This window comes from Methylobacterium sp. 092160098-2 (assembly GCF_028920805.1).
GTDB lineage: Bacteria > Pseudomonadota > Alphaproteobacteria > Rhizobiales > Beijerinckiaceae > Methylobacterium > Methylobacterium fujisawaense.
In genome coordinates, this window is sequence record NZ_JAQPZJ010000003.1 from 432,335 (window position 1) to 446,669 (window position 14,335).

Here is a 14,335-nt window from a genome sequence, read left to right on the forward strand (position 1 = left end):
CCCGCCGCCCGTATGCGCTTGGTCTTTGCAGGAGGCGTCGCCTCGCCTAACCCTGCGGCCGGTACACCACAGGACCGTCGATGCCCGAGACCCCCGTCTTCACGTCCGCCGCCGTCGCCGCACCCCACAGCCTCGCCGCCCAGGCCGGCCAGACCGTCCTCGCCCAGGGGGGCAACGCCATCGAGGCGATGGTGGCGATGGCCGCCTCTATCGCGGTGGTCTATCCGCACATGAACGGCATCGGCGGCGACGGGTTCTGGCTGGTGCGCGAGCGGGGCGGCCGGGTGCGGGGCATCGAGGCCTGTGGCCCGGCCGGGCGTCTCGCCACGATCCCCCGCTACCGCGAGAAGGGCTACGACGCGATCCCCGCGCGGGGACCCGACGCCATGGTCACGGTGGCGGGCGCGGTGGGCGGCTGGCGCCTCGCCCTGGAGCTGGCGCGGGCGCTCGGCGGCCGCCTGCCCCTGGAGACGCTCTTCGCCGACGCGATCGGTCAGGCCCGAGCCGGCGTCGCGGTCTCGCCCTCGGAGGCACGCTACGTGCCCCAGGAACTCGACACGCTCCACGACGCGCCAAACTTTGCCGCCACCTTCTTGAAGGACGGCAGGCCCTATCCCGCCGGAGAGACCCGCGCGCTGCCCCGCCTCGCCGATACCCTGGAGCAGCTCGCTCATGCGGGGCTCGGCGACTTCTATCGCGGCGATATTGGCCGAGAGATCGCCGCCGACCTGGAGCGCCTCGGTGCGCCGGTCACCCGGGCGGATCTGGAGGCCTTCGCGGCGGTGGAGCGGGCGCCCCTGTCGATCCGGCGCCGCGACGCGACGCTCTACAACTTCCCGCCGCCGACCCAGGGGCTCGCCGCCCTGCTGATCCTCGGGATCTTCGACCGGCTGAACGTCTCCGAGCCCGAACGCACGGCCCATTATCACGGGCTGATCGAGGCGACGAAGCGGGCCTTCGCGATCCGCGACCGGGTGGTCACCGATTTCGCCCGCCTGCGGCACGACCCCGCCGCCTTCCTGACCCCGGAACGGCTGGCCCGCGAGGCCGCGCTGATCGACATGGGTCGCGCAGCCCGGGTGCCCCTGCCCGATCCGGGTCACGGCGACACGGTCTGGATGGGCGCGATCGACAAGGACGGGCTTGCCGTCTCCTACATCCAGTCGGTCTACTGGGAGTACGGCTCCGGAACGGTGCTGCCCGCCACCGGGATCTGCTGGCAGAACCGGGGCATGTCGTTCTCCCTCGACCCGAAGGCCGTGAATCCCCTGGAGCCGGGGCGGCGCCCCTTCCACACGCTGATCCCGGCGCTCGCCGCCTTCGACGACGGCCGTGTGATGAGCTACGGCAGCATGGGCGGCGACGGGCAGCCGCAATTCCAGGCCCAGATCTTCACCCGCTACGCCGATTACGGGATGTCGGTGGCCGATGCCGTCGACGCGCCGCGCCTGCTCTACGGGCGCACCTGGGGGGCGCCCTCGCTCAGCGTGAAGGTGGAGGACCGGTTCGATCCGGCCTGCATCGCGGCCCTCGGCCGACTCGGCCACGAGATCGAGGAACTGGGCGGACCCTACATCGACTCGCTCGGGCACGCGGGCATGCTGGTCCGCCATCCCCGGAACGGTCGGATCGAGGCGACCCACGACCCGCGCTCGGACGGCGGCGCCCTGGGACTCTGAGAGAACGCGCCGCCCGCCCGGCGGCGCGGGATGCCGGCTCAGCCCGCCTGAACGAGCCAGCAGGCGGCGCGCAGGCGCACGGCGCCACCCGCCGCGTGCCGCGCGAGGGCCGCCGCCACGGCCGCTTCGGCGCGCGCCCGGAGATCCGGCGCGGCCTCGCGGACGAGGTGGGAGCTGGGACCGAGGTTCAGGGAGACGTGGGTGGCCGCCGCGGTCGCCGCCGCGTCGGTCTCGCCCTGACCGACGACGATGTCCCGGTCGAGCGCGTCGCAGGTCACGCCGGCGAACCCGGCGGCGCGCAGGAGCGCGACCAGCGGGTCGGGGTCGGCGAAGCGGAAGGGCCCCGGCGTGTCAGGCTGCGGCGGAGGCGGGGGCTCCGGCAGGAGCGGAAGCACCGCGTCGCGCGGCACGCTCACCCAGTGATTCTCGGGCAAGGTCCGCCAGCACAGGAAGGTCAGCCGGCCGCCCGGCTTGAGCATCCGGCGAATGTTGGCGAAAGCGCCGGCGGAATCCGGGAAGAACATCACGCCGAAGCGCGACAGGATCCCGTCGAAAGGACCGAGATCGGCCGTCCCGACATCCGCCTCCACGAACCGGATCGGGGCGGTGCGTGCAACCTCCGCGGCGGCGCGGTCCCGCGCCACGGCGAGCAGCGGCGCCGAGATGTCGGCCCCCGTGACGCCGCCGCCGGGCCCGACCCTGCGGGCGGCCTCCAGGGTCGTGGCCCCCGCGCCGCAGCCGATATCGAGCACCGTGTCGCTGGGAGCGAGGTGCGTGCGGGCGAACAGCGCCTCCGTCAGCGGGACGAACATCGCGTCGAGGACGGCCTGATTGCGCGCCCAGCGCGTGCCGACCTCGCCGTTCCAGTATTCGGTCTGGGTGATGCCGCCCGCCATGCTCCCTCCGTCAGACCGTGGTCGTGGCCACGGACAGCTCGGGCTTGTGGTTCAGGGTCTGGAACACCACGCAGTAGCGCTCGGTCAGCTTCAGGAGCTGCGCCAGCTTGTCCTCCGGCGCGTCGGTATCGAGTTCGAAGAACAGGCGGATGCTGCGGAAGCCCACCGGCGCCTCCTTGTCGACCCCGAGGGTGCCGCGGAAATCGAGGTCGCCCTCGGCGCTGACCGTACCGGCGCGCAGCGGGATCTCCAGGGCTGTGGCCACGGCCTTGAGCGTCACCCCCGCGCAGGCGACCAGCGCCTCCAGCAGCATGTCGCCCGAGCACAGCTCCGCCCCCGAACCGCCCGTCGCCGGATGGAGCCCGGCCTCCGCGATGGCGCGGCCCGTCTCGACCTTGCAGGCGATCTTGGTGTCGTCCAGCGTGCCCCTGGCCTTCAGGGTGATGACCGCCGCGTCCGGTGCGGTGCGGTACTTGTCCTTGATCGGAGCCTGGAGGGCTCGCAGCGTGGTGGCGTCCATGGCGTCGTCCTCTCGATTCCGGATCTGACCCGCTTCTCGGCGGCGGGCCGGCCGGAGCGTTCCGGCTCCGTCAGGCGCCCGGTATAGGTGCGCGCCACGCGGACGGGAAGCGGTTCTCAGGCGCGCCCGGTGAGGACGGCCACCGCTTCCGCGAGGGCGTCGACCTGGGCCTCGTCGTGGGCGGCCGAGAAGGCCACCCGCAGCCGCGCGGTCCCGGCCGGCACGGTCGGCGGGCGGATCGCCACCACCAGGAATCCCGAGGCCTCCAGCGCGGCCGAGATGTCGAGCGCCGCCTGCGCCTCGCCGACCAGGACCGGCACGACGGCGCTCTCGGCCTCCGGCAGGCCCAGACGGGCGGTGAAGCGCCGGGCGAGGGTCAGCGGTCGGGCACGCCGGTCGGGTTCCGCCTCCAGGATCGTCAGCGCCTCCAGGGCGGCGGCGGCCGAGGCCGGAGGCAGGCCGGTGGTGTAGACGAAGCTGCGGGCGCGGCTCGTCATCAGGTCGATGACCGGGCGCGAGGCGCAGAGATAGCCGCCATACGAGCCGAGCGCCTTCGACAGGGTGCCCATTTCCAGCGGCGCCCGCGGCCCGTCCTCGACCACGCCGATGCCGTGGGCGTCGTCCACCAGCGTCCAGGCGTCGAAGGTCTCCGCGATGCCCAGGATGTCGCCGAGCGGCGCCCGGTCGCCATCCATGCTGAAGACCCGCTCGGTGAGCACCAGGGCGCGCCCGTAATGGGGGCGGTGCTCCGCGAGCTGGGCCGCGAGGTCGCCGGGATCGTTGTGGCGGAACGTCAGGACCCGCGCGCCCGACAGCCGCGCGCCGGCCCACATGCAGGCATGGGACAGCGCGTCCAGCAGGATGAGGTCGCCCCGCCCGGCCAGCGCCGGGGTGATGCCGAGATTGGCGAGATAGCCGCTGCCGAAGACCAGGGCGGCCTCCGTGCCCTTGTGGCGCGCGAGGCCGTCCTCCAGCGCGCCGAGATACGGATGGTCGCCGGTCACGAGCCGCGACCCGCCCGACCCCGCGCCGTGGCTCGCGACGGCCGCCTGAGCCGCCGCGATCACCCGCGGGTGATGCGAGAGGCCGAGGTAATCGTTGCAGGAAAAGGAGACGAGCGTCCGGCCCCGTCGTGCCGCCGCAGCGCCGGAGCCGCGCTCCGTCGGCACCAGCGTGCGGCGCAGGCGACCGGCCTCGAGGGCTTCGAGTTTCCCTGTGGCGAAGGCGTCGAGGCTGTCCATGGGGATGGGGATGGGCGATGCCGCGGCGGCAAAGTCAAGCGGCGGGTGCCGGACTCTTGACCCCCGTCCGAGGGGCTTCCATGCCGGACGCATGACCCTCGAAACGCCCGCAGGCCATCTCTGGCGGCCCTACACGCAGATGCGCCTCGCCCCGCCGCCGCTGGAGGCGGTCGCGACGCAAGGCACCCGCATCCGCCTCGCCGACGGCCGCGAACTCGTGGACGGCATCGCCTCCTGGTGGACCGCGGTGCACGGCTACAATCACCCGCACATAGCGGGCGCTGTGGCCGACCAGCTCGCGCGCATGCCCCACGTGATGTTCGGCGGCCTCACCCATGCGCCGGCGGAGACGCTGGCGCGCCGGCTCGCCGCCCTGCTGCCGGGCGATCTCGACCACGTCTTCCTCAGCGATTCGGGCTCGGTCGCCGTGGAGGTCGCGCTCAAGATGGCGGCGCAGATGTGGATCAACCGCGGGGTGGACGGCCGGACGAAGGTCCTGGCGTTCCGGGGCGGCTATCACGGCGACACGATGGGGGCGATGTCGGTCTGCGACCCCGAGGAGGGCATGCATCGCCGCTTCGGTGCCTACCTGCCGAGCCAGATCTTCTGCGACCTGCCGCGAAGCGCGGCCGAGACCGCGGCGCTCGACGCGGCCCTCGCGTCTCATCGCGATACCCTGGTGGCGGTGATCGTCGAGCCGCTGGTCCAGGGTGCGGGCGGGATGCGGACGCACCCGCCTGAGGTGCTCGCGGCGATCGCCGGGCTGGCGCGCCGGCACGGACTGCCGCTCATCGCCGACGAGATCTTCACCGGCTTCGGGCGCACCGGCAGCCTGTTCGCCTGCGAGCAGGCGGGAATCGTGCCCGACATCGTCTGCCTGTCGAAGGCCCTTACAGGCGGCACGATGGCGCTTGCCGCCACGGTCGCCCGCACGGAGGTGTTCGCGGCGTTCTGGTCCGAAGACCCCGCGGCCGCGCTGATGCACGGCCCGACCTTCATGGCCAATCCCCTGGCCTGCGCAGCGGCCAATGCCAGCCTCGATCTGTTCGAGGCGGAGCCACGGCTGATCCAGGCCCGCGCCATCGCGGCCCGTCTCGCCGAGGGGCTGGAACCCCTGCGGCGGGTGCGCGGCGTGGCGGATGTCCGGGTACTCGGTGCCATCGGAGCGGTGCAGTTCGCCCGTGCGCCCGACTTGGCCGTCCTCAAGGCGCGATTGCTCGCCCGCGGCGTCTGGGTCCGGCCGTTCGGCGACATCGTCTATCTCACCCCCGCCCTCACGATCGATGCAGCGGATCTCGACCGGCTGATCGAGGCGGTCGCTGCGGTGGTGACCGAGCTGGCGCCCGGATCGGCATGACGACCGGGCGTTCCACATTCCCGTGATCCGTCTCCGCGGGCGCCTGCAACCCGTGACCGTTTCTGCCGTTGGGCCTACGGCTGGAGACGCGTGCGGCGGCCCGCGCGGCCGGACGCTGCCAAAGGGAGTACACAGTGGCGAGCGAGCAGACGGGTTCGAGCGGCGATCGGCCGGTAATCCTCCTCGTCGAGGACGAGGCGCTGACGATCATGGACCTCGGGGACGTGCTGGAGGAAGGCGGCTACGACACCGTTCAGTGCGCCTCGGCCGAGCGCGCGCTGAGCATCCTGCAGGCGCGCCCGGACATCTGCGGCCTGGTCACGGACGTGCAGCTGTCGGGAAAGACCGACGGGTTCGATCTGGCGAGTTCCGTGGCCGAGGCGCGGCCGCAACTGCCGATCCTGATCGTCTCCGGGCGCGCGGCCCCGGATCCGGCCCGCATGCCCGAGCATGCCGAGTTCATCGCCCGGCCCTGCACCGGCGAGGATATCCTGGACCGTCTTCAGCGCCTCATGCACTGCTGATCCGACCTTCACGTCGGCCCCGTCATCGCACCGTCACCGGCCAGCGCCACACGGACCGGAGCGGCCGCGCGACGGGGGTGGACGGTGCAGTTTCAGGATCGTCCGGCGGCCGCCGGCATTAATTCGGGCGCTCCGGTGGGCGACAAGCAGAAGCGCGATCATCAGGACGAAGCTACGGCCGTGCTCGGCCACACGTCCAAGAAGATGCGGCCGCCCGGCGTCCGCAGCGTCGGTTGGGCGCTGGTGCAGGCGGCGCGCCTGCACCGCGCCCGCACCGGCGACCGGCTGGCCAAGCTGGGGCTTTTCGCCGGCCAGGAACAGGTGGTGCAGGCGCTGGCCGCGGCCGGCACCATGACCATGGGTGATCTCGCGGCGCTGCTGCGGGTGCGGCCGCCCACCGCGTCCAAGACCGTGACGCGGCTCGCGGCCCTCGGCATCGTCGAGCGCCGGGCCGAGTCGGGCGATGGCCGCGTGGTCCGGGTTCAGCTCACGGAAGCCGGCATGGCCAAGGCCGAGGCGATCGAGCGGATCCAGGAAGAGGTCGAGGCCGAGTTGCTCGACCACCTCGACAAGACCGACCGCCGACGCCTGCGCAAGCTCCTGCGCAAGGCCGCCCGCGGCCTCGCCGAGGCAGCCGGTGCCTCCGGTCAGGTGGCGGAGGCCGATGCCGAGATCGAGGCCGAGGACGAGACGGAGGGCCTGCCGGCCTGACCGGCGGGGCTCAGGCCGCGGCCCGGCGCCAGGCCGGGAACGGATCCGGCAGTTCGCGGTAGGGCGCGGGATCGAAAGGTGCGCGACCCGGGCCGGTGTCCACGAGGCAGGCATCGAGCGCGGCGATGAGCGCGACGCGGTCCATCCCGGATCCGATGAAGACCAGTTCCTGGCGCCGGTCGCCCCAGACCTCGCTCCAGACCGTATGCAGGCGCTCCCGGAACTCGGGCGCCTCCGGCCAGCGCCGCCGCGGCACCGCCGACCACCAGAACCCCATCGCGGAGACCCTGGCCACGGCCCCCGCCAGGGAGAACTCGCCGACCCAATCCGGCCGCGTCGCCAGCCAGAAATGGCCCTTCGCCCGGATCAGGCCCGGCCAGGTGGCGTTGACGAAGGCGTTGAAGCGCTCAGGGTCGAAGGGTCGCCGGGCCCGGTAGACGAAGGAGGCGATGCCGTATTCCTCGGTCTCCGGTACGTGCGCGTGGGCGCCGTAGAGTTCCTTGAACCAGAGCGGGTGCTGCTGCGCCTTCTCCTCGTCGAACAGGCCGGTGTCGAGGATTTCCGCGAGCGGCGCACGTCCGTGATCGGTCTCGAGGATGCGGGCGTCGGCGTTCAGGCCGCGCACCACCGAGCGGACCAGCGCGAGATGCTCGGGTGAGACGTCGTGCGCCTTGTTGATCACCACCACGTCGGCGAACTCGATCTGCTCCACGAGCAGGTCCACGAGCGTGCGCGTATCCTCGGCGCCCGCGGTCTCGCCGCGCTCACGCAGGAACGCGGCCGAGCCGTAATCCTTCAGCAGGTTCACCGCGTCGACCACGGTCACCATCGTGTCGAGCCGGGCCAGATCCGACAGGGAGCGGCCCGCCTCGTCCCGGAACGAGAAGGTCGACGCGATCGGGAGCGGTTCGGCGATGCCGGTGCCCTCGATCAGCAGGTAATCGAACCGCCCGGTCTCCGACAGGCGGCGGACCTCGGCGAGCAGATCGTCGCGCAGGGTGCAGCAGATGCAGCCGTTGGTCATCTCGACGAGGGTCTCGTCCGTCCGGGACAGGTCGGCTCCGCCCGCGCGGACGAGGTCGGCATCGATGTTGACCTCGCTCATGTCGTTCACGATCACCGCCACCCGGCGGCCGTCGCGGTTGTTCAGAACATGATTGAGCAGCGTCGTTTTGCCGGCTCCGAGAAAGCCGGACAGAACGGTGACGGGCAGGCGGCGATCGGGCTGTGTCATGCCGCAATCAAAATGTTATAACATTTCAAAGTCAAGGCAGTGAAACGCGCCGCAGCGGCGGGACCCGGCGAAGCTGTTGCAACGATGTAACGTTTCTCAAGCGTGTCGAGGTGGCGCGGGATTACACCTTGCACCTGACCCGAGGTCCGCGACACTGAAACAGTATAACACTATGTGAGTCTCCATGTCCCGCCTGCGTCGCCTCCGCTTCCTTGCCGGCACAATGCTGTCCTCGACCGTCTGCACCGGCATGTTGGCTCCGTCGGTTGCCCGGGCCCAGCAGGCCGTCACCCTCGACGAGATCAGCGTCACCAGTCCGAGCCCGATCCAGGCCCCGCGCACCGCGCCGATCGCCGACGCGGCGGTCCCGATCGGCGTTCTGCCGGTGGCGACCAACACCTTCTCCCCCGTCACCGTGGTCACCCAGGAGCAGATCGCGCGCGATCAGCCCCGGACCTTGGGCGACGCCCTGTTCGACAGGCCTGGCATCTCCGGCACGTCCTACGCCCCGGGCGCGGCCTCACGGCCGATCATCCGCGGTCTCGACAATGCCCGGGTGCGCATCCAGGAGAACGGCATCGTCAACGGCGGCGTGTCCGACCTCGGCGAGGACCACGCCGTGCCGGTGAATCCGCTGGTGGCCGACCGGATCGAGGTGATCCGCGGCCCCGCGACCCTGCGCTACGGCTCCGGCGCCATCGGCGGCGTGGTCTCGGCGGACAACAACCGGGTGCCGACCTTCATTCCGGCGAACGGGGTGCAGGGGCAGGTGACCACCGGCTTCTCCAGCGTGGACAACGGCCGGCTCGGGGCCGCCACGGTGGATGCCGGCGGCGATGGCATCGCGGTCCACGCCGACGGCTTCAAGACGGCCAACGACAGCTACGCGATCCCCGGCGGGATCCAGCGCAACTCCTACAACGAGTCGCAGGGCGGCGCGGTCGGCATCTCGGCGATCGGCGACCGCGGCTTCGTCGGCATCTCCTTCAGCCACTACGACGCCATCTATGCGATCCCCGGCGGCGTGGCGGAGCAGGACCGGACCCGGCTGACCCCGAACCAGGATCGGGTGCTGTCGCGGGGCGAGTACCGGCCCCTCGACGGCCCCTTCGAGGTGATCCGCTACTGGGCGGGCTACTCGGTCTATCGCCACAACGAGGTCGGCATCGGCGAGGACGGGATCGAGGGCGTCCAGGCGATCTTCAAGAACCGGGAGGCCGAAGGGCGCCTGGAACTCCAGCACGTCCCGGTCTTCACGGATCTCGGCAAGCTCACCGGCGCGCTCGGCTTCCAGTCGGACCGGCGTGTGATCAACACGCAGCTCGAATCGTTCCTGCCCAAGACCGAGTCCCGTGCGAACGCGGTCTACCTGTTCGAGGAGCTGGAGCTGCGTCCGGGCACGCGTCTGCAGGCGGCCGGGCGCTACGAGGTCGATCGGCTGTCGAGTACGGCCGCGCAGTTCCCCAGCGATTACGTGCCGGTCGACGGGCAGGAGCCGTTCCAGTACGCCCGGACCCGCCGCTTCGCGCCGAAGAGCGCCAGTATCGGCGCCCTGCAGGATCTGCCCTACGGCTTCGTGGCGAGCCTCACCGGCTCCTATGTCGAGCGCGGACCCACCGGCTACGAGCTGTTCTCGCAGGGGCCCCACGACGCCACCGCGACCTTCGAGATCGGCAACCCGAACCTCAAGAAGGAGCGCGCCCGGACCGTCGAGGCCAGCATCCGGCGGGCCGAGGGACCCTTCCGCCTCGACGCCACCGGCTACTTCACGCGCTATACCGGCTTCATCTACCGCAACTACACGGGGCTGACGTGCGACGACGACTTCGCCTCCTGCGGTGTCGGCACCGACAACCGGCAGATCGTCTATCAGCAGCAGAACGCGACCTTCTACGGCGCCGAGATCATCGGCCAGTACGACCTCCTGCCGGTGGGCAACGGCTTCGCCGGCATCGAGGGGCAGTTCGATTTCGTCCGCGCCCAGTTCGACAACGGCACCAACGTGCCGCGCATCCCGCCCTACCGGCTCGGCGGCGGCGTCTACCTGCGGGCCGACGGATGGTTCGCGCGGGTGAACCTCATCCACGCCTTCAGCCACGACGCCACGGCGGTCTACGAGACGCCCACGCCCGGCTACGACGACCTGCGGGCCGAGCTGAGCTACACCAAGGCGGTCGATCCCGCGGTCTACGGGGCGAGCGCGATCACCCTCGGCGTCCAGGGCCGCAACCTCCTGAACGACGACATCCGCAACTCGACCTCGTTCAAGAAGGACGAGATCCTGCTGCCGGAGCGGAACGTGCGGCTGTTCCTGACGGCGCGGTTCTGAACGCTGCGGCCGCCGCGGCGCCGTCCTTGCGCGAGCGGCGAAGCCATCCAGGGCTGCGCCGGACGTCGCGCTGTCGGCGGGCACCGGGTCACTGCGCTTTCGGCGTGACGACCAACCGAGCGTGATCGGCCGCGTCGGGCACCGGGAGCCTCGGCCGGCCTCCTAGGCCGACAGAACGCGGCGCAGGCGGCGCCAGCCCGCGACCAGACCGGTGACCGCGATCCCCGCCGCCAGGAGGTTCAGGACCCATTGGGCGGCATCGTGGAGCGAGCGGTTGCCGCTGAGCCCCGGCAGATCGAGGCGGTGCGCGGCGTCGAACAGCCAGCGGTTGATGCGGCCGGAGCGATCCAGGCGCTGGAGGATGGTCCCGTCCCGGGGATCGACGTGGAGCCACGTGGCGTCCGGATCAGCGAAGCGCAGGCGCAGCACCGGAAGCGGCCGTGGGTCGATCCCATGCGGATACCAGTACAGGTCGTAGGCGGTCAGGGTCTCTGCCGTCCGTAATCCGCCGAGCAGGGCCGGACCGGCGGCCCGCGCGAGAGCGGCGGCATCGAGGAGCGTGCCGTCATCCGCCCTGCGGCTCCGGGCTCCCGCCGGTGTGTCGGCGACGATCCACCAAGACCCGCCGATGGCGGCGAAGCGCAGCGCGCGGGTTCCGGCCTCTGCGAAGCCCCGCAGGGCTCCGGCGTCGAGGCCGAGGGGGGCGGGCTGTCCGGCATAGGCGGCGCGGATCTCGGCGGGCGAAGCGTTCGACGAGAACCAGCGGTTCGGGTTCATCGAAATCCAGCCGCTGAGGATCAAGGTGCTGAGTCCGATTCCGCCCGCGAGGCCGAACAGGTGGTGCCAGCGGGCGAGACCGCGATAGGGCGTGACGGCCCCGCCCGCGTAGCGGCGGCGGAGGCGCAGGCGCCAGATCCCGATCGCGAGGCCGCTCAGCGCCCCGAGGGCGGCGAAGCCGGACAGCCACAGCAGGACCGTCCGCCACAGATCGGCCCGGGCGCGCAGCGGCGTCAGGTAGATCCAATGCGCCACGGCGCCGGCCCAGTTCCAGCCGCGCTCGAAGCGGGTCGTGTCGAGGGCGACCTCGCCGGTGACCTGAGACACGTAGAGCTCGGTCCCGGCCGCATCGTCGAGGACGACCTTCAGGAACGGCCGGAGCGGATCGTACCGGGCCGTGACGGTCCACTGGTCCCGCTCGACCGGATCGACATGTGCGCCCGGAATCCCCTCGGCCGCGAGACGCAACGCATCCTCGGGCGTCAGCGGGCCGAGCCGCTCCCCGGTCCGCGCCGAGACCGTGGCCCGGCGTCCCTCGCGGTCGGCGATCCGGTAGACCGGTTCCGCACCGCGCATCTCCAGGGCGAAGGCCGCCGGCACGCCGGCAAGACCGCCGGCCCGCAGCGCGTCGTCGGGCGCCACCGCGACGCGCTCCCAGGCGATCGGTGCCAGTCGGTCCAGGCGCTCGGCCCCGGTGAGCGCCGGGAACGGCACGTAGAGCATCACCAGTCCGGAGCCGATCCACAGGGCGAAGAACAGCCCCGCGGCGATCCCGGCCCAGCGGTGGAACAGCAGCAGCCAGCGCCGTCCCGCCTTGCCGAGCCGCCGCGGCAGGCTCACCACGTCACCGTGTAGGCGACCTCGACCGAGCGCGGCCGCCCGAGCAGCCAGTTGGTCCCGACCCCGTTCACGGCATTGCCGCTGATCGCGTAGACCTTGTCGAACAGGTTGTAGACCCGCAGCGACAGGCGCGACTCCGCCGTGACCTGATGGTCGAGGACCACGTTGACGAGGTTGTAGGCCGGGCGCCGCGCCGTATTGCCGAAGTCGCTGTAGACCTGCCCCACGTTCTGAAGCCCGACCCGCGCGATCCAGTCGCGGTAGACGTCCCAGGTCAGCCAGAGGTTGGCCACCCGCTCCGGCACGTCGATCGGCTGATTGCCGGCATACGACACGGTGGCGCCGTTCACAGTCTGGTCGAACCGGTCGTACTGCGCGTGCAGCAGCGCGAGGTTGCCGTCCAGCCGCCAGCCCGGAGCAAAGCGCCAGCCCAAGGCCAGCTCGAATCCCTGCGAGGACTGGCTCCCCACCTGCGTGGACAGCGTCGGCTGGCCGGGGATTGCCGAGATCAGGTTGTCCTTGACGATCCGGTAGCCCGCGATGGTCCATTCCACGGCACCGTCGAAGGCAAGACCCTTGGCGCCGATCTCGACTTGATCGCCTGTGGCGAGCTTGAAGCCCGCCAGCGACTGGTTCAGCGTGATCAGGCTGTTCACCGGGTCGGTGGCGAAGCTGTACTGGGCGTAGAGCGCGCTGTCCGGCGTCGGGTTGTAGACGAGGCCGAACCGGTAGCCCAGCGCCCGGTAGGTCTTCTCGAACCGCGATCCCGTCTGCAGGTCCTCCCGATTCAGCGTCGGTACGTCGAGGCGCACGCCGGTGAGGAACGAGAGCTTGTCCGACAGGATCAGACGGTCCTCCGCGAAGACCGAGGCTTGGCTCGTCTGCGTGGCGTAGGCCGGACGGGCTCGCCCGTTCTGCGGGAAGAGGCCCGGATCGTAGCCGACGAGCGGCACGCTCGTGGGCTGGTCGAAGTAGAAGTTGTTGGTGTGCCGGAAGTCGATGTGGTTCACGTCGAACCCGGCCACGAACTGGTTGGGCAAGCCGAACAGGCTGCCCCGGAACGTCGCGTCGAGCCGGTCACCGACCTGCTCCTGGCTGTGGTAGATTTCCAGATAGTCGCCCCGGTCCACCAGCCCGGTGCCGCGGTTGTAGGAATATTGCTCGACGTCGAGCCAGTGGCGCCGGCTGGTGAGCCGGTAGGCGGTGTTGCGGATCGTGATGTCGGCCGAGGGCGACCATTCGGTCTTGAGCTGGGTCCAGTTGTCGGCCCAGGTGATCTTCGCGTCCCGGACGTTGTAGTTGTTGAACCGGATGAGATCCGGGATCCGTCCCTCGACGAGCGGCGTGCCCCAGTAGCGGGCGGGCTCCTGGTAGCCGAAATCGTGGCTCAGGGTGAACGCCAGATCGGCGCTCGGCCGGAACAGCAGGGCGGCCGAGACCGCGAGGTTGCGGAAATCGCCCTCCGGCCGGATCCAGCCGTCGGCGCGATTGCCGCTGACGTTGAGGCGATACGCGAAGGTGTCGCCGAACTCCGCTTGACCGATTCCACCGCCCGAATCGAACGCAAGGCGCGCGACGCTATCCGTGCCGACAACGGCGCGGGCGGCGTTGATCGGCACGAAGACCGGCTTCTTCGGCACCACGTTGATTACGCCGCCGATGGCGCCGTCGCCGTAGAGCACCGAAGACGGGCCGCGGAGCACCTCAATCCGCTCGACGTTCCACGTGTCGAACGGGAAGGTCACCGTGTTGGCGCCGACGTAGAAGCGCGTGCCGTCGTAGAGCTGCTGGATCGAGTTCGGGCCGGCGAAGCCCCGGGATGTGAAGGCGCCGTTGCCGTTGCCGGGTGCCGCGATGGTGGTGATGCCGGTGGCGTCCTGGGTCACGGCTTCGGCGATCGTATCCTGGCCGCGCAGCCGCGCGGTCTCACCCGACACGATGTCGAGGCTGGCCGGCGTCTCCAGCGGCGTCAGACCGAGGCGACTCGCGGTCCGGTCGGGGGTGCGCAAATTGAGGCCGTTCGGTGCAGCGTGGTTCGGGTCTCCGCCCGCGCCGGCCACGGCGAGTTCATCCAGGGTGACGGCCTCCTGGGCGGCGGTCGGACTGGCGAGGAGCGCGAGGAGAACGCCGCAGAGGGGAGCCGGCCCGCCGGAGCGGGCGCGATGGATCGAGAGAAGCATGGGGGAAGCGGTCCGTGCACGGCGCGCGCCGGCCCCTTTGTCCTATA

Annotated in this window: 11 protein-coding genes; 5 read left to right on the top strand and 6 right to left on the bottom strand. The window is 71.1% G+C overall.

Annotation, left to right across the window (positions count from 1 at the left end; all coding sequences use genetic code 11):
• The first annotated feature begins 80 nt into the window (after positions 1–80).
• Positions 81–1,679, top strand: a complete 1,599-nt coding sequence (locus tag PQI07_RS34265) for a gamma-glutamyltransferase family protein (RefSeq protein WP_274929075.1) — start codon at positions 81–83, stop codon at positions 1,677–1,679.
• 38 nt (positions 1,680–1,717) lie between these two features.
• Here the strand turns inward: PQI07_RS34265 and PQI07_RS34270 are convergent, their stop codons facing one another.
• From PQI07_RS34270 to PQI07_RS34280, 3 genes are all read right to left on the bottom strand, one after another.
• Complete coding sequence (locus PQI07_RS34270; RefSeq protein ID WP_274929076.1) at positions 1,718–2,575, bottom strand: class I SAM-dependent methyltransferase; 858 nt, start codon at positions 2,573–2,575, stop codon at positions 1,718–1,720.
• Between the two features lie 10 nt (positions 2,576–2,585).
• The gene (locus PQI07_RS34275) at positions 2,586–3,095 is read right to left on the bottom strand and encodes an OsmC family protein (RefSeq protein ID WP_043349744.1); all 510 of its coding nucleotides are present in this window, start codon (positions 3,093–3,095) and stop codon (positions 2,586–2,588) included.
• Between the two features lie 116 nt (positions 3,096–3,211).
• On the bottom strand, positions 3,212–4,336 hold the full coding sequence (locus tag PQI07_RS34280) for an aminotransferase class I/II-fold pyridoxal phosphate-dependent enzyme (protein WP_075379739.1): 1,125 nt from the start codon (positions 4,334–4,336) through the stop codon (positions 3,212–3,214).
• Positions 4,337–4,427: 91 nt separating this feature from the next.
• Here PQI07_RS34280 and PQI07_RS34285 point away from each other — a divergent pair, with 91 nt between their 5' ends.
• The 3 genes from PQI07_RS34285 (at position 4,428) to PQI07_RS34295 (ending at position 6,928) form a co-directional block, all read left to right on the top strand.
• A complete protein-coding gene (locus PQI07_RS34285; protein ID WP_274929077.1) occupies positions 4,428–5,693 on the top strand; it encodes an adenosylmethionine--8-amino-7-oxononanoate transaminase in 1,266 nt (421 codons plus the stop codon).
• Between the two features lie 134 nt (positions 5,694–5,827).
• On the top strand, positions 5,828–6,217 hold the full coding sequence (locus tag PQI07_RS34290) for a response regulator (RefSeq protein WP_020093672.1): 390 nt from the start codon (positions 5,828–5,830) through the stop codon (positions 6,215–6,217).
• Positions 6,218–6,352: 135 nt separating this feature from the next.
• Positions 6,353–6,928, top strand: coding sequence for a MarR family winged helix-turn-helix transcriptional regulator (locus tag PQI07_RS34295; protein WP_078947309.1), 576 nt, complete (start codon positions 6,353–6,355; stop codon positions 6,926–6,928).
• A gap of 10 nt (positions 6,929–6,938) precedes the next feature.
• Here the strand turns inward: PQI07_RS34295 and zigA are convergent, their stop codons facing one another.
• On the bottom strand, positions 6,939–8,162 hold the full coding sequence (gene zigA / locus PQI07_RS34300) for a zinc metallochaperone GTPase ZigA (RefSeq protein ID WP_274929078.1): 1,224 nt from the start codon (positions 8,160–8,162) through the stop codon (positions 6,939–6,941).
• A gap of 250 nt (positions 8,163–8,412) precedes the next feature.
• Between zigA and PQI07_RS34305 the strand changes: the two genes are divergently transcribed.
• Positions 8,413–10,491 (top strand): TonB-dependent receptor, encoded by a 2,079-nt coding sequence (locus PQI07_RS34305; RefSeq protein ID WP_446721014.1) that lies wholly within the window; start codon positions 8,413–8,415, stop codon positions 10,489–10,491.
• 162 nt (positions 10,492–10,653) lie between these two features.
• Here PQI07_RS34305 and PQI07_RS34310 read toward each other — a convergent pair whose 3' ends face one another.
• Both PQI07_RS34310 and PQI07_RS34315 read right to left on the bottom strand, forming a co-directional pair.
• A complete protein-coding gene (locus PQI07_RS34310; RefSeq protein ID WP_274929079.1) occupies positions 10,654–12,111 on the bottom strand; it encodes a PepSY domain-containing protein in 1,458 nt (485 codons plus the stop codon).
• On the bottom strand, positions 12,105–14,288 hold the full coding sequence (locus PQI07_RS34315; protein WP_274929080.1) for a TonB-dependent receptor: 2,184 nt from the start codon (positions 14,286–14,288) through the stop codon (positions 12,105–12,107). The genes PQI07_RS34310 and PQI07_RS34315 overlap by 7 nt, the downstream gene beginning before the upstream one ends.
• Positions 14,289–14,335: the final 47 nt, after the last annotated feature.